Here is a 24,033-nt window from a genome sequence, read left to right on the forward strand (position 1 = left end):
TATACTACGATTCAAGTTATATTCAGTATGGTGTACAATAGAGTGGAAATAAAAGGTATCTCTTCAGAGGTACCTTTTATTAAAAATATACAACTTTTACAAAGTCTATATCGAAACCATAGTATACTATAATAGATATATTTATAAAAAATAATCGAAAATGAAATAAAGGAGTAAAAATATGAATTATGTGCTAATAGGTGCGATTTTAATATTATTAGCTGTAGCATTTGTGCTGTTTTATAAAAATAAACAGCTAGAATCAGAGAGTCAGCAAGTAGAATTTGAAAAGAAACAAGCAATTGAAACGTATGAAAATGAAATTGCAGCTGCGGTTACAGAACATAAAGAGCAGCAAAATACATTAAAAAATATGGAACAGAAAAAATACAATGATTTACAAATAAGTGCAGCTAGAGAACTTGAAAATATGCGTATGATGAAAAATCAATTAGCTGTGCAACATAGTAAAGAACGCAGTGAAATGCAAGAAAAACATAGTAATGAAATACATATGTTTCAAAAGTTAATTGCAGATTTGAGAGAGTATACGAAAAATGGAGCTGAAATGAGTACACACGAAACATTACAATATATGAAGCGTGGTTTCGTAGAGCAAGGCATAATACAAGATCATGAATTTCATATTATGCCGAATGTTTTTATTAAAAATCAACAAGGTGGAAATGATTTTCGAATTCATCATCTTGTTTTAAGTAAAACGGGTATGTATGTACTTGAGACGAAAGAATGGACAGGGAAATTAATTCATGGCTTAACGAAAGAAAATGCTAGTACATATTCATTTATGATTGATGAAATTGGCAAGTATCAAAAAGAGATAGAGAAAGAAGAGACGTTTGAATATATTACAGGTGAAGATTCATTAACGATACAAGTGAAAAATGAAGGGAACCCAGTATATAGAGCGAAGAAACTATCTCATATTCTATACAATTGTTTGAAAGAAATGCAAGTTGATATTGTAAAGGAAAACATAAAACCGATTGTATATTTTTATAATGAGAATGGGAAAGAAGTGCTAGATCTTTCTAAAGAAAAAACGCCGAGATTAAAAGATAGAGAGCAAATTGTATCGTTCTTCAGAAATGAATTCTTAACGGGGAAAGTAATATATACAGGTCAAGAGTTAGAAAAACTTCGAGAAACCATTAATCGAATGAATTATATAATGAATTAAAAAGAGGTGGGCTTTCTGAGTGCTATATTAAGGGGTATTTTGTATGTTTATATTTGTTTGTATATACTCATGTATCTTGCTTTTATGTTTATTATTGGTATGGCTCATACGTCATTAAGTGTAACGAGCATTTTTATAATAGTCATGCCATTTGTTTTATTAGTTATGATTCAAAAGTCGATCTTATATGTTGCTAAAAATCGTAATGAAGAAAAGAAGCAAATGTCGGGAGTGTTAATAGTAGCACTTATTCCATTAGTAGTATGTACGGCACAATTAAGTATGAATACGTACACTTCCAAGTTTAACCAAGATCGGTGGTTACATGCTGAAGATAAACGGGTACATATGGTAGATGATCTATTGCAAAAATATAAATTAACAGGAAAATCAAATGAAGAAATTACACAATTATTAGGAACGCCTACTGAAACGAGAAATGGAGAAAACGGGGTTATCACTTCGTACTATCTTGGAACTGAACGTGGCTTTATTCCCATAGATAGTGAACATCTTGTTTTACAATTTGATAGAGATGGTAAAGTTGTGGAATATAAGGTGCATAACGATTGAAGAAACGTAGAGAGAAGCTATATATTATAGCTTCTTTTTATATTCCAATATAGTAAATGTAGGCAAATAGTAGTCATTCCTATCTATACGAATTGAAAGGAGTCTGTTATATTGTATATGGTTATGTTGCTTAATAGTTTAGTAGATAATCTATATTTTGGTTGAGGAGGGGAATTTTAACACGAATTTAATGATATGCGTGTTAAGTATTTATGATGAAAAAAGGATTTTATAATGTTTTAGCTGCATCAATTGTATTTAGTATGGTAACGATTCCAAATTATTCCTATGCTAATGAGCTTGGAAAAACTGTTACAGTTTCATCTGATGAACAAGCTTTAAAAAGTATTGAAAACCATATGAAAGATGAAGATGGTCGAGGGGAAGATAAAGGAGTAAAAAGTGAAGTGCAAGGTGAGTTTCTTGTACATATAGTGAAAGAAGTACCTTTATACGATTCTAGTAATTTTCAAAAAGCGACAGGGATTCGTATTTCGAATCAAGTCGTAAAAGCTGAGAAGAGAAAAGGAAACGCTTACTATGTTCAAACTTCATCGGGAACGGGATGGATACAAAATAGTGATGGAAATGTAGAGGTTAAAGAAATTCACCCGTTATTAAGTGAAAAGTTAGTTATTAATGAAGAAAGCTCTACTTACTCTGAACCATTTACTTCATACAAAGAAGAAAATGTACTGGAGCCGCAAACTATTCAAGCAATTGGACAGACGGGAGAATGGTTCCAAGTAAAAATAAATAATGAGATAAAATGGATTCATTCACCTTCAGCAAAATTTGAAGGAACAAAAGCTTCACTTTTACAAGATGCAGCACCAATACGTACAAAACGTGCAGCAGCTATGTATGCAGCGCCAATAGAAGAGAAAACAACGGATATTTATGGTGTACCTTTAAAAGAAATGATTGTACCAAAAGGAAATGAAAATATTCGTCCAGGTTATGCGATGAACCCGAAGTATATTACGATTCATGAGACCGATAATTATAGTGTTGGGGCAAATGCTAGAAACCATGCGATATATTTATATAACCAAGCAACGGGAACGGAAGATCGTTCAGCCTCTTGGCACTTTACAGTAGACGATAAAGAGATTTATCAACACCTGCCATTAAACGAAAATGCTTGGCATGCAGGAGATGGAGCAGAAGGAACTGGGAATCGAGAGTCAATTGCGATTGAAATTGCTGTAAACGAAGATGGTGATTATAATAAAGCTGTTGAAAATGCTCGTAAACTAGCAGCTTATTTAATGGGGGAATTAAATATCCCTTTAGAAAATGTGAAGAAGCATCAATTTTGGAGCGGTAAAAATTGTCCAGCCATTATGATTAAAAACAATGGTTGGGAACCATTCTTACAAGGAACAAAAGTTTATTATGATGCGAACCATAAAGATGATATAACGGGTGGTTGGTATGAAGCAGACATTCGTGAATTAGATAAGCGCGGTATTATGGTTGGAGATGGAAAAGGTTCTTATTGGCCAGAGCGCCTTGTGACACGTGGTGAATTTGCAAATTTAATATCAAGATCATTGCAGCTACCTGAAGGATCATCGAATTTTAATGACTTAAATACAGCACATCCATCGCTAATAGATGGTATTAATCGTGCAGCAAGTGCTGGGATAATAAGTGGTAGAGGAAATGGTATATTTGCTCCAAACGATACGATTAAACGAGATGAAGCTGTTATTATGATTGACCGTGCACTACAATATAAAAAAATTAAAGGTAACTTAGTCTCGTTACCATTCTCAGATCAAGATTTAGCATATGATAAACAAGCTGTACAACGTGTTTATGGATTAGGTATTGTAAAAGGAAATGAAAATAATGAATTTATGCCGAAAGGTTCTGCAACGCGTGGAGAATCGGCAGCATTTATTAATAGAATGTTAAAAGTAATAGAAAGTAAATAATAAAAAAGCATTCGCGATTGCGAGTGCTTTTTTATTTTTCAATACGTTACGGAAGGGAGATAAGGGTTTTGAAGGGAATAAGGAATGAAAGCGGAGGTGATGCATATATATAGATGCGTTAAGTTGTTTTTGGCATATTGTATAAATGAAAAGGAGGTAAGACGGTGAAAGCTATACCGACTGATGTCCTGAGTAAAGAATTGATGGAAAGAGAAGGCGTTATATCTATTACAGTAAAGGAATTTGAAAAAATCGAAGTAGCTGGAGTAGTAGTCGCTGGCCCCGCGGTTATTTTGATTAATCAAGATTAAGTACATAGTATTGAAATAAAAAGTATCCTAGATGGATGCTTTTTATTTGTGTAGAAGAAAGAATATGGTGGATAATTGCCTTACTGGAGGGAGAGTATGTGGCAATTATTATAACGATGTTAGTAATGGGAATTTTATTAGGGTTTGTTGGAGCTGGGGGAGCCGGGTTTATTATCGCGATACTCACTTTAGTATTCCATATTCCTATTCACGTTGCACTTGCAACGTCTTTAACTGCTATGGCATTTACGACATTATCTGGGGTTATAAGTCATTATCGTGAAGGAAATGTAGTACTTACTATAGGCGGGATTGTTGGGGGATGTGGAGCGCTTGGTTCTTATATCGGTTCAAAAATTGGTTCACTTATACCAGGACATCTTCTTCATTGGTTTACAGCTGGGATGTTATTTTTATCTGCAATTTTTATGTTTATTAAATTAATTAAGTTTCAAAATAGGGAAGAGTTACTTTTAGCAGAGATTAAAGATTTTTCGAAAGAGAACATAATGAAATGTATATGTCTTGGATTAGTCACTGGAATGATGGCTGGTTCATTCGGGATTGGTTCTGCACCATTTATTCAACTTGGATTAATGGTTCTATTAGGATTAACGATCCAGCAATCTGTAGGAACAACAATGCTGGTTATATTGCCAATTGCGATTGGAGGTGGGCTAGGATATAGTTCAGAAGGCTACCTAGATCATATATTATTATTGCAAGTATTAATTGGGACGATGTTAGGAGCGTATATTGGGGCGAAGTTTACAAATTATGCACCAAGTATGCTTTTGAAGTTTTCAATGATTATGACACCAGTTCTAGCTGGATGTATGTTATTCATGGAATAAAAATAATATAGCAAACTAATATGTTTTACGAATGAATTATGTAAGTAATTCATATTTCCCATATAAAAGGATTTGCTTTAATATAATGAGTGTAAAGTTCGAGTATTCGAAGTACTACTTGAATTATATCCCTATCCCTTTTCTAAAAATGCGAACAAGTTTTGCCCTATTCTATTCAATATTTAATTGTATAGAAATATATTGTTCGATGACCATTATGGAACGTACATAATGGGAAAATCCCGATCCTTAAAGAGGATGCCCCTAATCTTCATGTGAAAATATGATCGGATATGAAAGCTGACCAATTTATGGTCAGCTTTCTTTTTGTTCAAAAACTATTTCTTCTTTAATTTCAGTTTGTAATAATAAAGCTTTTCCGAAACGACGTTTACATTCTGCACGCACTTTTTCAATAGCTAGTAGCTGAGTAGTAGCTGGAACTGTGACGATAGCCTGGCGAGGTTTTCGATTTTCTTCGCAAAAGACACATTCCACAACATATTTAGAAATCATGCTTTCATCCTTCCGTTTTTAATTTCTAAGAAGGAATTGCCTATGAAGTTGATGTAAATTTTCGTCATCGTTTTCCTTTTTCCCTCTTTTTTCAAGGAGAAAAGGAAAAAAGAACCGAATAGTAGTAGGGGAGGGATGTATATGGAAAGATGGATAGGCTGTGCAGCAGTATGTGTAAATGAAAGAAATGAAGTTTTAATGGTATTACAAGGACAAAAGGATGAAGAAAAAAGGTGGTCCGTCCCAAGTGGAGGACTTGAAAAAGGAGAAACATTAGAGGAATGTTGTATCTGAGAGGTTTGGGAAGAAACAGGCTACAATGTGGAAGTTGTAAGTAAAATATACGAAAAAGAAGCGATTACATATGGGGTTCCTGTATACGTTCATTATTATGTCGTAAAAAGAATAGGCGGTAGTATGAAAATCCAAGATCCTGATGAGTTAATACATGAAATTGCTTGGAAGGGGATAGATGAAATGAAGGAATTAACGCTATCTTTCCCGGAGGATTATGAGATTTTAAACAAATACATTGAAAAAGCGAGTGTGTAAACACTTGCTTTTTCAATGTATCCACGATAAGAAAAGCGGAACGATAACTAAACTAGCTCCTGCAGTTAAAAGCATAGATAAACTTGCGATCGTTCCCTCTACAGGACCGATTTCGAATGCTTTTGATGTGCCGGTTCCATTTGCGCTTGTTCCTAACATAATACCTTTTGCAATTGCTGTTTTAATACGGCATATACGAATGAGAGAAGGTCCGAGCAATGCTCCTGTTAACGCAGTTAAAACAACAAATACTGCTGTTAATTGTGACATACCACCAATCATTTCTGAAATGGCCATTGCAATTGGCGTCGTTACAATATGAGGTGCTAAACTATGTTCTAACGATGAATCAATTTGAAAATAATTTGCTAGTAGTGCTGAAGTGATAACTGATAGAAACGAACCGACAATGACATTAAGTAAAATAGCCATTCCATGTTTCTTGAGTAAATCAAAGTATTTATAGATTGGCCATGCAAAAGCAACTGTTGCAGGTTTTAATAATTCTGTTAACCATTGGCCTCCAGTTTCATACGTTTCATAAGATGTGTCTAGTCCGAGTAATAAAGCGATTAAAATAATAGGACAGACGAGAAGAGGAGAGAGTAAGCTCCAATTCCAGCGTTGATACATTTTCTTCGATATCCAATATGTGAATAGTGTTAATAGTAAACAAAGAAAACCGATCATTGCACGGATCCTTTCCGCTTTAGTAGCAATTCTGTTAAGAGTCCTGTAACGAGAGTGACACAAAGTGTACTAATCATAATAATTAAGATGAGATCGATTCCATATTGTGATAGTGTATCTTTGTAGCGTATGACAGCGACTGCAGAAGGAATGAAAAATAAAATAAGTTCTTTTAATAAAAAGTCTGCACCGTCCTGTATCCACTCTTTTTTCACTAGGTTAAATTTTAATGAAATTAACAATAAAAAAATACCGATAATACTTCCTGGAACTGGGAGGTGTGCCTGTTTTGCAATCCATTCACCTGTCCAAGCGAAACAAAATAATAGTAAAATTTGTCCGCTTAATTTCCACCATTTCATACAGTAACCACCTCTTTCTTTTTTTACATAAAAATTGTAAAAAAGAATTAACAATTTCTACTATACGTTCATTCAAAAAATTTGTCTAATATATAAATTATATGTTATTAATATATTAGACGTATTAATTGAAATGGAAAAGGGTGTCCAAAATGGAATTACGGCATTTGCAATATTTTGTTGTAGTGGCAGAGGAGTTACACTTTGGACGGGCGGCTGCTCGTTTACAAATGACACAACCACCGCTTAGTCAACAAATTCAGCAATTAGAAAAAGAAATGGGAGTTATGTTATTTTCAAGAACGAAGAGAAAGGTTGAATTAACAGAAGCTGGAGAAATGTTTTTGAAAGAAGTAAAAAAAGCGTTCGAACAAATTGAAAAAGCGGTAGAAATTGCACAAAGTGCCCAAAGGGGAGAAGTGGGCTCACTTTCAATTGGTTTTGTAGGTGCGGCGATATATGATATTTTACCATCTATCGTAAGGGAGTATAGAAAGAAATTTCCGAGGGTGTCTGTTGCATTACATGAATTATCTACTCCAGATCAAGTCCATGCGCTTCATGATAATCGTATTGATATTGGATTTTTACGTCCACCAATCCCAACACAATTATTAGAGTTAGAGCCAATACAAAAACTATCTTGTACTTTATGTTTACCGAAGGCTCATCCACTTGCAGAGAAAGATGAAATACATATAGAAGATTTACGGGATGAACCGTTTGTATTTATTACGAGACCAGTATGGCCAGCGTTATACGATACAATTTTATCACTTTGCCGCGACGTCGGGTTTAGTCCGCGTATCGTACAAGAAGCGACGGAATATCAAACAGTTATGGGACTTGTAGCAGCGGGGATTGGAATTACAGTCATACCCGTATCGGCAAATAAATTATATAAAACAGAAGTTGTATATAAAGAGCTATATGATTCTAATTTTGTTGCAGAAATGTCAGTAGCTTACAAAAAAATGAATAGCAATCCAGAGCTACTAGAGTTTTTAAAAATTGCAAGAGAGAAGAAAAGAATAGAAGTTGAGGATGAGATTAATTAAGTTATTAAAAAGTACACCTCATTAAACACTAAAGCGGAAAGGCAATACTATTGCCTTTCCGCTTTAGTGTTCTTTTTTTAGTTCTATACTAAAGATATAAACATGTTCATTTTTGTTTTCTAGGACTAAAGACTTAGAGGAAATTCCGATTGTAGTGCGATGTTTAAAATGTCATATTTTTATACACTAGTAGTATAGAATGCGTATGTAATAAGGTAGGGGAAGAATTTTATGTCTTTATGTCGGTTAGCGAGAAAAAATATAAGAACATTTGCTGCCAAAAGGATGAAGCAATTCATGTGGGTTGCTATAAGTACTATGATTTTGTTTTTTATGGTATCGCTCCAGTGTAATAAAGGAGCTATTGGGGAGTTAGGGACTATACTTTTATTTCAAATATGTTTTTACACGCTGTTTATTTTACTTATTTTTATATGTATTTTTACTACATATAAAATTACATTTTCTCTTCTGCAAGTGAGGAAAGAAGAAATGAAATCTCATGTAGCAGAGAATATGAAGAGAAATGATGTACTATGTTTATTATGTCAGGAGCAATTATTTATTTATGGAGCAGCGTTTGTTTTTGGATTAGTTAATGGGATGTTATTTTTAAAATTATTTACGATTATCTTTATAAGAATAGCAGGAATACAAGGGATAAATAGTGCACCGATTACAATATATGCAATCGTAGTCGTTAGTATAATTATGATCGTTATCCTTCTATTATCGATGGTGCAATGTTTTCGATTTGTTCAAAGTTTACAAGATAAAAATTCGTTTCATTTCAAGGAAAAGGCATGAGGAATCATGCCTTTTTCTATCATGCCTTTCGAGAGGACTCCCACCTCTAAACGTAAGTGAAGGTGGTGAGGTGAATCGAAAGAAATATTTTACGAAAAGTAATCCCAAATGCATGGACAAATGGGATAGAGGGGTTAAGCGTGAAACAGCTCGCTAATGTGTTAACTTCCCTGACGTTAATCGTCCGTTAGGTCGAAACGTTAGAAACCCCCACTTCAAGCTTTGCTAAGTGAGGGAGTGTTCATTTTACACAGAAAAATAATCATGTTACAGTGTAAAGACCTGACAAAGAATGGGAAGGAAAGGTTGTATAGAATGACAAATGAACAATCAATTGTAAAGGTCGAGCGGTTAACGAAGCGAATCGGTTCAAAGACACTTGTAGAAAATATTAGTTTTGAAGTTAAAAAGGGTGAAGTAGTTGGTTTGCTCGGACCAAATGGCGCTGGAAAAACGACTTTAATGAGAATGATGGTCGGCATGATTCGTATGACAGAGGGCGAAGTTTGGATTGATGGTCAATCTGTAAAACAACAATTTGAAAGTACTGCTTCGAAAATTGGAGCAGTAATTGAGGCACCGGAATTTTATCCTTTCTTGAGTGGCTATGAAAATTTAACATATTTCGGACGCATGAATGGGAACGTGACAGAAGAACGTATCGATGAAGTAGTGAAATTGTTAGGAATGGGACAAGTAATTGACCGCAAAGTAAAAGCATATTCACTCGGCATGAGACAACGTTTAGGAATTGCTCAAGCGCTTATTCATGATCCGGATGTATTAATATTAGACGAACCAACGAATGGATTAGATCCTAGTGGAATACATGAAATGAGAATGTACATAAAGAAAATTGCACATGAACAAGGAAAAGCTGTTCTTGTATCTAGTCACTTACTTTCAGAAGTTGAATTAATGTGTGATAGAGTTATCATTATTCAGCACGGAGAATATGTCGCGACGCAAAATATTCAGCATAATCAAAGTGAAGAGATGGAGACAATCCGTATACGCGTAGATGATGCGAATAAAGCGGCAGAAATGTTAGACCAAGATGTTTTAATAAAAGGTAATGATTTACTTATTCATGTAAAAGATGAAGAAATCCCAAATGTTATTCGTACATTGCTTGAGAAAAACATTCAAGTGTATCGTGTATATGAAGAAAGAAAAACGTTAGAAGAGCAATTTTTAGAATTAACAGGGGGAAAAGATATTGTTTAATTTAGTGTATAACGAATTGTATAAAATATTTAAGCGAAAGCGAACGATTATTCCATTTGCAGTTATTGCAGTATTAATAATCGGATTAGGATGGGTTACTGTAAAGTATTTGGAGCCGGAAACAAAAGGATGGAAAGCTGATTATACAGAACGAACTGTAGAAATTGAGAAAAAGCTAGGTATGGAAAAAGAAGCAATTTTAGCGGAACGATCTGGGGATGAGCTTGTAAAGGAATATCAACTTAAGATGAAGCATTTAGATAGGGATACAGCACCGGCAAGTAGTTCTCCACTTTCTTTCATGAGAGATACAGGCTTTATCGTATTTCCAATATTACTTCCGTTTATCCTCGTGTATGCAAGTACAATTTTTGCGAATGAATATAGCTGGGGAACATATAAATTTTTAACAATACGACCAGCGAGTCGCTTTAAAATTTTGACAGCTAAGTTTTTAGCAATTGTCATATTTGCAGCGTTATTGTTTATATTTAATATGATTTTTTCCATTTTATGTGGGCTTGTTATTTATAAATTCCAGCAGCCTGCATGGAGCGAATTTATTTTCCAAGATGGAAATATTATAAAACAAAATATTTTTGTAGAGGCTAGTAAGTATTATATTTTATCGTGGTTGCCAACGATTGTGTATGCAGCGTTTGCATTTATGATTTCTGTGCTAACAAGATCTAGTGGAGGTGCGATTGGTATTTCACTGTTTCTTGCTTTATCAGGGAATATTGCATTACTAGCAGCAACTAGATATGATTGGGCGAAATATTTATTGCCAGCAAACACAGATTTATACAGTATTTCAAAGAATGGAAGTTTTATTGATGGAGTAACGTTCCCGTTTGCATCATGTATGTTATTACTGTATTTATTTGTATTTTTAATCATTTCCTATACAGTATTTTTAAAACGTGATTTAACTTAAAAAAGGAGCCGTTAAGCATTTCTTAACGGCTCCTTTTTTTAGGAAAAGTGTTTAAGTGCTTTTTCAGCTAATAAAGCGAAGTATTCTGCACTTATAGGTAACGCTCGCTCATCTACTGTAAAGCTTGGATGATGCCATTCATGTGTACCACTCGTTCCCATAAAAATGAATGATCCTGGTATGTGTTGTTGATAAAAAGAGAAATCTTCGCCAGCCATGGAAGGAGTAGGGGTAATCACGTCTAGTGACATTTCCTGTGCAGTTTGTGTACATAAATGAGTAAGAATTTCATCATTATGAACGGCAGGAGGACCTGAATGAAAATGGAATTCTGTTTTTACACCTAGTGCATCAGAAACGCCCTTAATGATACGTTCCATTAAGGCTGGAATTTTTTCGCGTGTTTCAGCTTGGAAAGTACGAACAGTACCTTCTAATATTGCTTTTTCAGGAATAACGTTCCACGTATTTCCTGAATGGATGTTTGTGACGCTAACAACTGCATTATGAGATGAACTTATATTTCGGCTTACAATAGTTTGTAGTGCCATCACAATTTGAGAGGATGCGACAATTGGATCGACCCCAGCATCTGGTACAGCTGCATGTGTACCAACTCCGTGAATTTCAATTTCAAATCGATCAACTCCGGCCATAAGTGGACCATCTTTAATACCGATTGTACCTACTGGTAAATCGGGTTTGTTATGCATACCGAAAATAGCTTGTACGCCATGTAAATGCCCAGCTTCAATAACTTTGCAAGCGCCATTACTACTCTCTTCAGCCGGCTGGAATATAAAGCGAACAGTTCCATTTAGGGAAGGTTCTCTTTCTTTTAATAAATAAGCGGCACCTATAATAGCAGCTGTATGAAAATCATGCCCACAAGCGTGCATTTTTCCATGGATTTTTGAAGCGTAGGATAAATTTGTTTCTTCCTGAATAGGAAGGGCATCAATATCAGCACGGATTGCTATAAGCGGTCCGTTACTATTCCCCGAAATTTCAGCAATAACGCCCGTTTCTAAACTAGAATTGATAATTGTAATGTTTTTTTCTTCTAACCAATTCTTTATAGCTTTCGTCGTTTCGAATTCTTCGTAGGATAATTCTGGATTCTCATGTAAATTTCTACGAATAGAAATAAGTTGATCAGTTAACTGTTCTAGATTTGATGCCACTTATAATGCCCTCTTTCTTAAATAAAGTATTTACTATAAGTATACAATAATAAAAGAGAGGATTCTCAAATGAAAATCCTCTCTCGTTTATCTTGTATAAGTCTTCACTTTATGCAGCAACTTTTTTATGTGTATGATGTTTACGATAACGTCCACGCATTGCATAGGCAATTTGCGGGATTGCAATGCCGATTAAAATAAGTGATACACCGAACCATTGTGAAGATAGTACAGCTTCTTTTAAAACGAATACAGACATAATTGTTGTAACTGGTAGTTCCGCAGCGCCAAGAATAGTCGCTAAGCCAGAACCAATCTTTGGAATACCAATTGTAAAGGCGATAGAAGGAATGACGATACTGAATGTTCCTAAACCTAAACCGTATTTCCAAAGTCCTTCAGAAATGGCACCGTTAAAAATAAATGTTGGAGGGAATACGATCATTACTAAAGTTAAAGCACCAGCCATTAAAAGAACACCGCGTGGTAATGAAGGTACTTCAACAGCAACTTTTCCGCTCACGAAAATGTATGTTGCAAATGTAACAGCAGATAATAGGCCTAATATAATTCCAGTCGTATCGAAATCACCTGCTGATTTTTCTAGTAAACCACTTGATAAAAATGTACCTGCAAGTAAGAGGATAACAGAAATAACTTTTTCTCTTGAAGGAAAAGTTTTTGTTGCGACTGCTTCAATAATAATTCCGACCCAAACGAATTGGAATAAAAGTATAATGGCGATAGATGCTGGTACAGTTTTTAATGAAGCATAATAAAAAATTCCAGTGAAACTTGCAGATGTACCTGCAACGAATAAAATTAAAGCTTGTTTTAATGGAACACGATGTCTAGAAAATAGAAGTGTAATAGCAAGCAAAATAATCCAACCGAACAAATATTGGCTGCCAATTACCTCTCCAAGTGAAAATCCTTCTGCATATGCAAGTTTAACGAAAATAGCTAAAATCCCATAACTACACGCTCCTAATAAAACTAAAAGAGAATAACGAAGCATGAAATATTCCTCCCATCTATATGAAATTGTTCCGTAACGGACATATATAACTAGAGGGAAGTATACAAAATTAAAAATGGAGGGTCAAATAAAAGAAAAGTGTGACATTTTATAGAATAATAATAAAAGTATGATATTTATGCATAATCTTGAAATTAGTAATAATAGAAGTATTGTAAAATCAAGTTTGTATTGTATAAAGACAGCATTTGAAAAAAATATTTTTTAATCAATATGTATATAAACATACGAATAACATGCTAATCATTTGAGAAACTATATTACCTTTGTTATGTTAATAACATTAGAGAGGTTTTGTAGTGTAATTGAGATTTTTCTATATAAATAGAAGGAAATGAAAACGTTTTTTAGAAAAAGTGTGAAAGGGTAGTTTTTCTTATTATCACGTTGGAAAAGTGATTTCACGAATTGTTCATAGTATTTTTATATGTTTTTGCTACAATATGTAAGGAGAGGAGTGGAATAATGCAAGATATTAGTATTTTTTTAGCGTTTGGTGCTGGGTTTTTATCATTTATTTCCCCATGTTGCTTACCGCTTTATCCGGCATTTTTATCGTACATAACAGGTATGTCGGTTTCTGAGTTGAAAGAAGAAAATGCAATGCTTCGGAAAAGAAGTATGATACATACAGCGTTTTTCTTACTTGGATTTTCAATTATATTTATTGCAATTGGATTTGGTACAAGCTTTATTGGAGGTATCTTTACAAATTATAAAGATTTAATTAGACAGTTAGGTGGTATATTTATCATCGTATTCGGTTTAATTATTGTCGGTGTATTTAAGCCGAAGTTTTTAATGCAAGATCGTAAATTCACGTTTAAAAATCGTCCGAGTGGTTATTTTGGATCTGTTCTAATTGGATTGGCATTTGCGGCAGGATGGACACCTTGTACAGGACCTATTTTAGTATCGGTTATTGGATTAGCGGCAACAAATCCAGAATCAGCAATGATTTATATGATCGCATACATACTTGGATTTGCTATCCCGTTCTTCGTACTATCATTCTTTATTACGAAAATGTCTTGGATTAAAAGAAACAGTATGAAGTTCATGAAAATCGGGGGATACATTATGATTATCATGGGTATCTTCTTATACTTTAACTGGATGACAAAAATTATCGTATATTTCTCAAGTTTATTTGGTGGTTTTACGGGTTTTTAGTATTATTCTGTGAAAATGTTGGAAATACTAACGGAAAAGCATATAATGAAAGTATATTTTGCATATAGCCACAAAAAAGGATGAGAAAATATGAACATAGTTGTTTTATCCAGTATCGTTGCTGTTTGTATGGCTGTTGGTGCGATGTTTATTCGTTTAAAAGCAGCTAAGAAACCTGCAACATTGAAAAAAATTATACTTCCACCATTTTTTATGAGTACGGGAGCGTTGATGTATGTTTTTCCTGAATTTCGATTAACTCTAGCAGAAATGTTAGAAGCAATTGGCGTCGGTTTGTTTTTCTCTATTTTTCTTATTAAAACATCTAAATTTGAAATTAGAGGACAAGAGATTTATTTGAAGCGTTCCAAAGCATTTGTTTTTATATTAATTGGATTACTTGTCGTGCGGATTGTATTTAAAACATACTTAAGCCAATCTCTTGATTTAGGACAACTTAGTGGTATGTTCTTCTTACTGGCATTTGCGATGATTGTGTCATGGAGAATTGCGATGTACCGTTCCTTTACGAAATTACAGAAGGAAATGGAAAAAGAAGATGGGTTTTATAATGAAAAAGATATGAAATTAACTTAAAAACTGTATATGTATAAAATAAAAAGACAGCGTCAAAGGCGCTGTCTTTTTATTTTATATTGCTAACATCTTCTATTCCAACCGCGCCGGATAAAACGTTCCCCATTAAAGAAACAATTTAAATTTGGCGAGACGAACGGACCGATAAACGGAATAATGTTTGGCTCTGAAGTTTCATCAACGGAAATCGGTGGTTTAGTAGGATCTGGTCTGAGTGTATAGCGAATGCGGGCGGTATTTCGAATGAGACCATTTCGTGGCTCTGCTGTTACTTGAACGATAAAACGAACAACAACGGATTCACTTGGATTAACAGTATTGATAAGAATACCGATAGTCGGGTTAGTTCCGGGACGTGCTACTCCATTTACTGTTACTGAATTTAGATAGAAAGTAACTTCAGGAGGAAGTGGGTCGGTAATGAGTACGTTATTTACTGGGATGGTGCCATTGTTAGTAAAGGTAAGTGTATATGTGATGAAATCACCGAGATGGGCGCTATTTACATTTGCGGTCTTAGTAAATGTGTTTGGCTCATTAGGGTTTACTTCTATCGTAATTGGTGGTGTTGTAGTCGTTGTTGTGATAGGTGGTCTAGTCGGGTCGGGTTGAGAAGTATACGTAATGGATGCGATATTTGTAATCATTCTATTAGCTGGAAGTGTAATAACCTGTACTTGGAATGAAATAGTTACGGATTCTGTTGGATTAAGAGTTCCGACTGGAATGCCTGTGGATGGATTTGCGTTTGGAACGGGAATGTTATTAATTGTGACACTATTTGGAACGAATGATGTGCCGACAGGAAGTGAGTCTGTAACAGAAATGTCAGTGACAGGAATCGTACCTTCATTTTGGAATGTGATAGTAAATGTAATCGTATCACCTACTGAAACGATGGATTTATCAGCGGTTTTTATCGGATTAATAGTCCCAACGTTTACAGGAGTAATTGTAGTAGGTGTAGGCGTAGTAACGGATACAGGTGGTTTAGTAGGATCGGGTTGGTACTGGAAGGAAACGTTACCTTGGTTTTGAATTTCTCCGCTTGGTGGAATTGAAGTAACTAGGACACGGAAAGAAATCGTTGCGGATTCAGAAGGAGCAAGTGTTGAAATTGGGATGCCTGCTGATGGATTTGCAGTTGGTTGCGGCACGTTGTTAATTGTTACACTATTTTGGATGAACGAAGTACCGATAGGAATTGTATCAGTTACAAGTATATGATTAGCAGGAATGGTACCTGTATTTTGGAGAGAAATCGTATACGTAATGATATCACCTAAAGTAACTGTTTCCGGCGTGGCTGTTTTTTTCGGATTTAATATAGCTGTATTTACATTCGTTGTGTTAATTGGAGTAGGGTCTGTAATTGTAATAGGAGGTTCACCAGGACCTGGTTCATATGTGAAAGTAACAGTTGCTTGATTTCGAATAATACCACCAGGTGGTACACTTGTGACTCTTGCTTGGAATTGAACAGTAATTGTATCGTTTGGATTGACTGTTCCAACAGGTATACCTACAACAGGATTTGCTCCAAGATCTGGAATGCCATTTATTACAACAGTACCTGGAAGAAACGTTAACCCATTTGCTAACGGATCAGTAATGATAACGGAAGTTGCAGGGACTGATCCGCGATTTTGGAAGGTTACAGTATACGTTATGATTTCATTTATATCTACAATTTGTTTGTCTGCTAGTTTATTTGGGTTAGGTGTAGGTGTAATAACGGCTACTTCAACAGTTGGAGTAGGATCTGTAATAGTAATAGGGGGTTCGCTAGGGTTTGGCTGGAATGTGTAAGTGACAGTTGCAGTGTTTTTAATAATACCGTCTGGTGGGAGTTCAGTTACAGTAACTTGATAAGTTAATGTAACAATTTGTCCTGGAGTTACAGTCCCAACGTTTACACCATTATTTGGATTTGTTCCAGGTTGCGTGACGCCATTAATCGTAACGCTGTTCGGAATGAAAGTAGTACCAGATGGAGTAGGGTCTGTAATAATAACATCTGTCGCATTAATATTCCCGACATTTTGGAACGTAATTGTATATGTGACAGTATCACCGAGATTAATAACTTGAGGGTTAGCTTGTTTGTTAGGATTAATAGTAACTTCACTTACTTGCGTCTTTGTAGTAGGTGTAGGTGTAGTAACAGATACAGGCGGTCTAGTAGGGTCTGGCTGATATTGGAATGAAACGATCCCTTCATTTTCAATAAAACCTGTCGGTGGTATCGAAGTTACTTGAACTTGGAAAGTTACGACGGCTGAAGTGTTAGGTTCTAATGTACCGATAAGAATTCCGGAACTAGGAACGATATCTGGTTGTGGAATGCCGTTTATCGTAACGCTATTCGGAATGAAAGTAGTACCAGCTGGAATAGGATCGGTTACAAGTACATTTGTTGCAGGGACAGTTCCTGTATTTTGTAAGGAGATTGTATAGGTGATTGTGTCACCTAATAAAGCAAATACTTTATCAGCGGATTTTGTAGGGTTCGTTGTTGCGGTATTGACATTTGTAGTAGTAGGTGGAGTCGGTGTAGTTACTGTTACTGGGGGTTCTCCAGGATTAGGTTGGAATGTGTAGGTGATAGTAGCTTCATTTATAAGAATTCCGTTTTGGGGTATTGAAACAACACGAACTTGGAAAGTTACAATGATCGAATCACTAGGGTTTAATGTGCCAAGAGGTATGCCAAGAGCTGGATCTACATTACTAGTTGGAGTGCCGTTAATTGTAACGCTATTTGGAATGAAAGTAGCCCCTGTTGGGATTGGGTCTGTAAAAACGATGTCTGTCAGTTGTACTGTTTGTAAGTTTTGGAATGTAACAGTGTACGTAATAATATCACCTATATCAACATTGTTACGATCAGCTGCTTTTGCTGGATTAATAATGGTGTTAATGATTTCAGTATTAACTGGTGGTGTTTCTTCTGTTTCTGTAATAGGAGGTTCATTTGGATTAGGCTGAGAGGTAAAGTTGATTGAACCAACATTTGTAACAACTCCGTTAGGGGGTATATTCGTAATCGTTACTTGGAACGTAATGGTTATTATTTGATTTGGTTGTATTGTACCAATGAGTATCCCAATGCTTGGATCAACACCTGGTTGTGAAAGGCCATTTACTGTAACAGAATCTACAATAAATTGTGTGCCTACTGGTGATTGATCAATGACAGATACATTTGTCATAGGAATATTTCCAGTGTTTTCAAGGGTGATTGTATAAGTGAGTGCATCGCCAATGTTAGCGATTGGCAAATCTACTGTTTTTGTTGACTCTAATTCTGCATTTTGTACAATTGTTTCTGCGATTGGAGTCGGTGTGGTTGTTGTAATAGGCGGGAGTGTCGGATCTGGTTGAGATGTGTAAGTGACATTTGCTTCATTTGAGATAATGCCATTTGGTGGTAAAGCTGTTATTTGTACTTCTAAAGTAACAGTCACTATTTGTCTAGGGGTTAATGTGCCAACTGGGATTCCTGTTTCAGGGGTCAAATTAGGTTGTGGAATGCCATTAATCGTAACGCTACCAAGGATAAATGTAGTTCCAGTAGGGACAGAATCTGTAATAATGACACCAGTTGCAGGTATATTACCAGTATTTTGAAGGGTGATTGTATAAGTGAGCGTATCACCAATGCTTGCAAACTCACGATCCACTGTTTTTTGCGGGTTCGGGTTAGCGGTACGAACAGGTAAAGTTACGGTAGGAGTCGTTTCTGTTGTTGTAATAGGAGGTTCGCTTGGATTAGGCTGAGAAGTGTAGGTAACACTTGCTGTATTTTCTATTTTTCCATTAGGAGGAATAGCGTTTATTTGAATCTGAAATGTAACAGTAACTGTCTCGCCGGGATTAACTGTTCCAACAGGAATTCCAGTGACTGGACTTACGCCGGGTTGAGCGACATTGTTTACAGTAACACTATTCGTAATAAAAGTTGTACCCGGTGGCAAAGAATCTGTAATGGTTACACCAGTAGCAGGTATAGTTCCTTGGTTTGTAAATATGACAGTATAAGTTACAATATCGCCAATTTCTGCAAACGTAAGGTTTGCCGTTTTTGTTGGACTTATGACTACAGTTTGGATAGGAGTCGTTGTTTCAGGAGTTGTTTCTGTTTTTGTGACTGGAGGTAAATTTGGATCCGGTTGATAATTAAATGTTGCACTACCTTGATTTCGGATTTCGCCGCTAGCAGGGATGTTTATTACTCGTACTTGGAAAGTAATCGTTGCGCGTTCGGATGGCGCTAAAGTTCCAAGTGAAATTCCTGATGATGGATTTGTTCCTGCTTGAGGAATGCCATTAATCGTAACACTATCTGGAATAAATACAGTACCGGCAGGGATAGAATCTATTACTGTTATATTCGTAGCAGGAACAGTACCGGTGTTTTGAAATGAGAGAGTATAGGTAATGACATCATTTAATGCAACAAAGGAGCGATCTGCTGTTTTTTGTGGATTTAGTGTAGCGGTATTAACTGCTGTTTCTGTTTCAGGAGTTGTAATAGTTGTCGTAACGGGAGGTTCATTTGGATTTGGCTCGTATGTGAATGTAATATTTGCTTGATTTCTAATAACTCCTCCGGGCGGGATACTATTTACTACACCTTGGAACGTAACTGTAATACTTTGACCGGGATTTACAGTGCCGACGGGTATACCAATTTCAGGGTTTTCTCCAAGTTGTGATGTGCCATTTACGACAACGCTACCTGGAACGAAAGAAACACCAGATGGAAGTGCATCTTTTATAATAACATTTGTAGCGGGGACGGTCCCTCTATTTTGGAATGTTACAGTAAAAGTAATCGTATCCCCTATATCAGCAACTTGTCGATCAGCAGATTTTGTAGTCGTTGGATTAGGATTATTAATTGGAATGTTTACACTTGGAGTGGTAGTAGTTGTTGTAACAGGAGGCTCACTTGGGTTCGGTTGATATTGGTAAGTGAAGGATGCTTGGTTTCTAATTATTCCATCAGGTGGTAAGTTTGTAACGACAACTTGATACGTGATTGTTTTCGTTTCTCCGACAGAAATGGTACCAAGTGGTATGCCAAGTGATGGGGCTGCTCCTGGCGTTGTAATGCCATCGATTGTAACACTATTTGGAACGAAAATAGTCCCGTTAGGTGTAGGGTCTGTAACGACTACATTTGTAGCCGGAACGGTCCCGTTATTTGTAAATGTGACTGTGTAGGTAATCGTATCCCCTAAATCAGCAACTTGTTTGTCGGCAGATTTTGTAGGCGCTGTAATAACGGTCCCAACTTGAGTTTCTGTTTTAGGAGTTGGGGTAGTTGTTGTAACAGGAGGCTCATTTGGATTAACAATATAATTAAATGATACACTGCCTTGGTTTTCTATAATTCCATTTGGTGGGACACTTGTAACTTGAACTTGGAATGTAATTGTTTTTGCTTGATTTGGATTTAAAGTACCGATTGATATACCGTTTTCAGGATTACTGTTAGGTTGTGAGACACCATCAATCGTAACGCTATTTGGAATAAATGTTGTACCGTTTGGAATTGGATCTGTTAGTACAATATTTGTTGAGGGAACAGTGCCGTTATTTTGTAAACTAATTGTATACGTAATAACATCACCAATATCAACGAAAGTACGATTAGCAGATTTTGTAGGGTTAACTGTAGCGGTATTAACAGAGACTGTAGTAGGTGCTGTCGGTTCGGTTGTGGTAACCGGCGGTCTTGTTGGATCTGGCTGGTACGTATATGTCGTTGAAGCTTCGTTTGTAATAAAACCGCCAGCTGGAATTTGTGTAACAAGAACTTGGAAAGATAGTGTTTTGGTTTCACCGGGATTAATTGTTCCAACCGGGATTCCTAGTGCGGGATTTGAATTTGGAACCGGTACATTATTTAAGACTACGCTATTCGGAATGAATGTTGTACCGGTAGGAATGGTATCAGTAAAAACTACATTTGTAGCAGGGATCGTACCATCATTAGTGAAAGTAATCGTATACGTAATAACATCACCAATATCAACAGTAGTTTTATCCGCCGTTTTAACAGGGTTTGTAATAGCGGTGTTAACAGGAGTAGTAGTAGGTGGTGTAGGGTTTGTTGTTGTAATAGCTGGTTTTGTTGGATCCGGTTGATACGTAAATGTTGTGGTTCCGATATTTTGGATTAGGCCATTCTCTGGGAGAGAGGTAACTTGAACTTGGAAAGTGATAGTGACAGTATTACCAGCTGCGATTGTTCCAATTTGTATACCACCAGAAGGGGTTACGCCAGGTTGTGAAGTACCGTTAATTGTGACGCTATTCGGAATAAATGTAGTGCTACTTGGAATTGGATCAGTTACAATAACGTTCGTTGCGGCGATGTTTCCTGTATTTGGAACAGTAATCGTATACGTAATAATATCACCGATATCAGCAATTTGTGGACTAGCAGTTTTTGTTGGATTTACAATTGCAGTTCGTACAGAAGTAGTTGTTGGAGGTGGTGTTATCGTAGTGGTTGTTGGGGGTTCAGCCGGATTCGGTTGCGACGTAAATGTTACATTTGCTTCGTTAGTAATCGTTCCGTTAGCTGGAAGGGAAGTGACTTGGACTTGAAATGTGACAGTTGTAGTTTGACCAGCAGGAATTGTACCTAGCGGAATATTTGTTGGAGTTACGCCAGATTGTGCCGTTCCATTAACTGTAACACTGTTTGGAATAAAAGTAGTGCCAGTAGGGATAGGGTCGGTGATGGAAGCATTTGTTGCTGAAATATTACCGTTATTTGGAACAGTAATCGTATACGTAATGATGTCACCAATATTCACAATTTGTTGGTTTGCACTTTTAGTTGGATTAATGATAGTAGCATTAATTTGTGTTTCAACTATATTACTTGTAGAGTTTCTGTTAATTGGTGGTTGGTTTGGTGGATTATATTGAAAGCTTGAAGTTGCACTATTTGGAATAGGGTTTGGTGTAGGGAGAGTATTAACTTGAACTTGAAACGTAATTGTAGCATTCCCGTTTGCAGCAATCGTTCCTACATTTATTCCAGTAGCAGGATTATCTGTAGTAGAAGTACCATTAACTGTAACGCTACCCGGTACGAACGATGTGCCGGCAGGAGGCGTGTCTGTAATGATAACACTATTAGCAGCTAATGGGGCTTGATTTGTGGCCGTAATTGTATACGTAATCGTATCACCGATAGTAGCAATTGTTTTATCTACTGCTTTTGTTAATGCGACATTAGCTGTGAAAATATCTGTATTAACTATATTGCTTGTTGTTGTACGTGTGATAGTGGGTGCGTTAGGTGCAGGTTGAAATTCGTAACCAAATGATGCTACGTTACTGGCGACAGGTGGGGTAGGAATACTTGTTACATCTACTTGAAAAGTAATTGTAACAGAGCCACCAGCAGGAATATTATTAATAGGAATTCCAGTTGAAGGATTGCCGGCTGTTGGAGTACCATTAACAGTTACACTGTTTGGAACGAAAGTGGTGCCAGCAGGTATAGGGTCTGTAAATGTAACGTTTTGGGCAGGTAGTGTTCCGGTATTTTGGACAACGATTGTATAGGTTAAACGACTTCCTATTGTTGCTATTGCCATTAGATTCGTCCTTTCTAGATGAATTTAAATCCGATCAATAGTTAGGCATTTACAAATAGCATCCATTTAAAATTGAAAGCTGGTTCTATTTGTAAAAAAATATGAAAAATGAGCTCGTCATTGCATCCTATTCAAATATAAATGAATAGGAATAGGCAAAGGCTTTTTTTTTGCCTAAATTAGCTCGTACGTATATAAATGGAACTTTTTCGTTTTGCTCGCATTAAATGAAATAGCGAGAAAATATTACTTTTAATAGAAAGGAAGTGAGGCTGTTGGCCTTTGTACAAACATATACAAAAACAGATTCGCTATTTATGGTGCATACAGGAAATACGTTAGGGATGCGCGGTATTACGACAGCTACTGCATATCAATATAACGCATTAATTTCCACAAATACAAATTTGAGTTTTGCTGGGGTGCCGTCTTCCACAGATGCGAATACCTTTGCAGGAACGACGAATGATTGGACATTAAATGGTTCCTGGGCAAGGTTAAATCCTTCACTAACAGACGTACCAGCAACAGCAACTGTAGATTTTGCGATGTTAGTTTGGCAAGGAACATTGGGAGGTACTGTTACAGAAGCGGTAGTAAATGCGAATACTCCAACATTCAGAACTCCGGATGATGTGACTCACACTATTACAAGTACGCCTGCGTGGGGAGAAACAAGGTCGAGTGGGACATTTCAAGGTACGATTTATACACGTGTAGCTAATGTGACGAGTATTCTTCAAGGACTTCCTAATCGTGCTGTAGGTGATTATTTTGTAGAACGTGTTCCAACGGCAAATCCACCTTTGCAAGGAACGGGAGTAGGGTGGGCACTAGTTGTTGTGTATCGTGATAATTCATATCCTGTTAGGAATGTTAGTTTATATACTGGGTTACTCATTTCTACATTGGGTGAGACGGCGACGATTTCAAATTTTATCACTCCTGCTGTAGCACCAGTTAATGCTCGTGTATTTACAATGGCGATAAATGGTGATACAGATGCGACAGGTGATAGATTTAACTTAAATGGTACGGGACTTTCAGGACCTAATAATTTAATAAACAACTTTTTTGCTTCACAAGTAAATAATTATTTGGGGAATTTAAATACAGTCGGAAGTTTTGGGGATAGAAATATGCCCATTGGTACTTCTGCGACTAATCGGCGTGCAGAATTTGATGTGACAAATGTACCTGCAAATGGGGTGTTAACAGCTGGATCAACTTCTACGACAGTGAATATCCCAAATACATTTGACTATCTTTATGCTGGTGCTGTAGGTTTGCAAATAGATTTAGGAGAGGCACGTCTAACTGCTACAAAATCAGTAACTGTAAGTTAAATTGATAGAAAAATTCTCGTAAATTAATAGGGAGGAAT

The 24,033-nt window shown here is 36.2% G+C and carries 18 protein-coding genes and 2 pseudogenes; 14 read left to right on the plus strand and 6 right to left on the minus strand.

Going from position 1 to position 24,033, the window contains the following annotated elements:
- Positions 1-181 precede the first annotated feature (181 nt).
- The 5 genes from MR079_RS07090 (at position 182) to MR079_RS07110 (ending at position 4,882) form a co-directional block, all read left to right on the plus strand.
- Entirely contained in the window at positions 182-1,201 is a 1,020-nt protein-coding gene (locus MR079_RS07090; protein ID WP_242293759.1) for a nuclease-related domain-containing protein, read from the plus strand.
- A gap of 6 nt (positions 1,202-1,207) precedes the next feature.
- Complete coding sequence (locus MR079_RS07095) at positions 1,208-1,774, plus strand: hypothetical protein (RefSeq protein WP_242293760.1); 567 nt, start codon at positions 1,208-1,210, stop codon at positions 1,772-1,774.
- A gap of 215 nt (positions 1,775-1,989) precedes the next feature.
- Entirely contained in the window at positions 1,990-3,717 is a 1,728-nt protein-coding gene (locus tag MR079_RS07100) for an S-layer homology domain-containing protein (protein WP_242293786.1), read from the plus strand.
- 164 nt (positions 3,718-3,881) lie between these two features.
- Positions 3,882-4,028 carry a BC1881 family protein gene (locus tag MR079_RS07105; RefSeq protein ID WP_000644411.1) on the plus strand — a complete coding sequence of 49 codons (147 nt, stop codon included), beginning with the start codon at positions 3,882-3,884 and terminating at the stop codon, positions 4,026-4,028.
- Between the two features lie 98 nt (positions 4,029-4,126).
- Entirely contained in the window at positions 4,127-4,882 is a 756-nt protein-coding gene (locus tag MR079_RS07110; protein WP_139866365.1) for a sulfite exporter TauE/SafE family protein, read from the plus strand.
- Positions 4,883-5,197: 315 nt separating this feature from the next.
- On the opposite strand, the gene MR079_RS07115 is transcribed toward MR079_RS07110, so the two are convergent.
- Complete coding sequence (locus tag MR079_RS07115) at positions 5,198-5,398, minus strand: DUF3903 domain-containing protein (RefSeq protein ID WP_000624205.1); 201 nt, start codon at positions 5,396-5,398, stop codon at positions 5,198-5,200.
- 141 nt (positions 5,399-5,539) lie between these two features.
- Here MR079_RS07115 and MR079_RS07120 point away from each other — a divergent pair.
- Positions 5,540-5,950, plus strand: a pseudogene (locus MR079_RS07120) (NUDIX hydrolase).
- A 12-nt stretch (positions 5,951-5,962) separates the two neighbouring features.
- On the opposite strand, the gene MR079_RS07125 reads toward MR079_RS07120, so the two are convergent.
- Together MR079_RS07125 and MR079_RS07130 are read right to left on the minus strand one after the other, a co-directional pair.
- Positions 5,963-6,640, minus strand: a complete 678-nt coding sequence (locus MR079_RS07125; protein WP_000578959.1) for an LrgB family protein — start codon at positions 6,638-6,640, stop codon at positions 5,963-5,965.
- A complete protein-coding gene (locus tag MR079_RS07130) occupies positions 6,637-7,002 on the minus strand; it encodes a CidA/LrgA family holin-like protein (RefSeq protein ID WP_000872364.1) in 366 nt (121 codons plus the stop codon). The genes MR079_RS07125 and MR079_RS07130 overlap by 4 nt, the downstream gene beginning before the upstream one ends.
- A 152-nt stretch (positions 7,003-7,154) precedes the next feature.
- Between MR079_RS07130 and alsR the strand changes: the two genes are divergently transcribed.
- The 4 genes from alsR (at position 7,155) to MR079_RS07150 (ending at position 11,031) form a co-directional block, all read left to right on the plus strand.
- On the plus strand, positions 7,155-8,060 hold the full coding sequence (alsR, locus tag MR079_RS07135) for an acetoin biosynthesis transcriptional regulator AlsR (protein ID WP_000423223.1): 906 nt from the start codon (positions 7,155-7,157) through the stop codon (positions 8,058-8,060).
- A gap of 231 nt (positions 8,061-8,291) precedes the next feature.
- Entirely contained in the window at positions 8,292-8,867 is a 576-nt protein-coding gene (locus MR079_RS07140) for an FtsX-like permease family protein (protein WP_139866363.1), read from the plus strand.
- Between the two features lie 315 nt (positions 8,868-9,182).
- Entirely contained in the window at positions 9,183-10,094 is a 912-nt protein-coding gene (locus MR079_RS07145) for an ABC transporter ATP-binding protein (RefSeq protein WP_113710956.1), read from the plus strand.
- On the plus strand, positions 10,087-11,031 hold the full coding sequence (locus MR079_RS07150) for an ABC transporter permease (protein ID WP_139866362.1): 945 nt from the start codon (positions 10,087-10,089) through the stop codon (positions 11,029-11,031). The genes MR079_RS07145 and MR079_RS07150 overlap by 8 nt, the downstream gene beginning before the upstream one ends.
- 38 nt (positions 11,032-11,069) lie before the next feature.
- On the opposite strand, the gene MR079_RS07155 is transcribed toward MR079_RS07150, so the two are convergent.
- Complete coding sequence (locus tag MR079_RS07155) at positions 11,070-12,215, minus strand: M20 peptidase aminoacylase family protein (RefSeq protein WP_242293761.1); 1,146 nt, start codon at positions 12,213-12,215, stop codon at positions 11,070-11,072.
- A gap of 109 nt (positions 12,216-12,324) precedes the next feature.
- Positions 12,325-13,233, minus strand: coding sequence for an EamA family transporter (locus MR079_RS07160; RefSeq protein WP_139866360.1), 909 nt, complete (start codon positions 13,231-13,233; stop codon positions 12,325-12,327).
- 326 nt (positions 13,234-13,559) lie between these two features.
- On the opposite strand from MR079_RS07160, the pseudogene MR079_RS29340 reads away from it, so the two are divergent.
- The 3 genes and pseudogenes from MR079_RS29340 to MR079_RS07170 all read left to right on the plus strand — a co-directional run bounded on the left by MR079_RS29340 (position 13,560) and on the right by MR079_RS07170 (position 15,024).
- A pseudogene (locus MR079_RS29340) lies at positions 13,560-13,703 on the plus strand (peptidase T).
- A 16-nt stretch (positions 13,704-13,719) separates the two neighbouring features.
- Positions 13,720-14,427, plus strand: coding sequence for a cytochrome c-type biogenesis protein CcdA (gene ccdA, locus MR079_RS07165; RefSeq protein WP_001152681.1), 708 nt, complete (start codon positions 13,720-13,722; stop codon positions 14,425-14,427).
- 90 nt (positions 14,428-14,517) lie between these two features.
- The gene (locus MR079_RS07170; protein ID WP_242293762.1) at positions 14,518-15,024 is read left to right on the plus strand and encodes a CcdC family protein; all 507 of its coding nucleotides are present in this window, start codon (positions 14,518-14,520) and stop codon (positions 15,022-15,024) included.
- Between the two features lie 62 nt (positions 15,025-15,086).
- Here the strand turns inward: MR079_RS07170 and MR079_RS07175 are convergent, their stop codons facing one another.
- Positions 15,087-22,649 (minus strand): DUF7507 domain-containing protein, encoded by a 7,563-nt coding sequence (locus MR079_RS07175; protein ID WP_242293763.1) that lies wholly within the window; start codon positions 22,647-22,649, stop codon positions 15,087-15,089.
- Between the two features lie 275 nt (positions 22,650-22,924).
- Here MR079_RS07175 and MR079_RS07180 point away from each other — a divergent pair, with 275 nt between their 5' ends.
- Entirely contained in the window at positions 22,925-23,995 is a 1,071-nt protein-coding gene (locus tag MR079_RS07180) for a hypothetical protein (protein WP_242293764.1), read from the plus strand.
- Positions 23,996-24,033 lie beyond the last annotated feature (38 nt).

The sequence above is a fragment of the Bacillus cereus group sp. BfR-BA-01381 genome, assembly GCF_022663555.1.
GTDB lineage: Bacteria > Bacillota > Bacilli > Bacillales > Bacillaceae_G > Bacillus_A > Bacillus_A pacificus.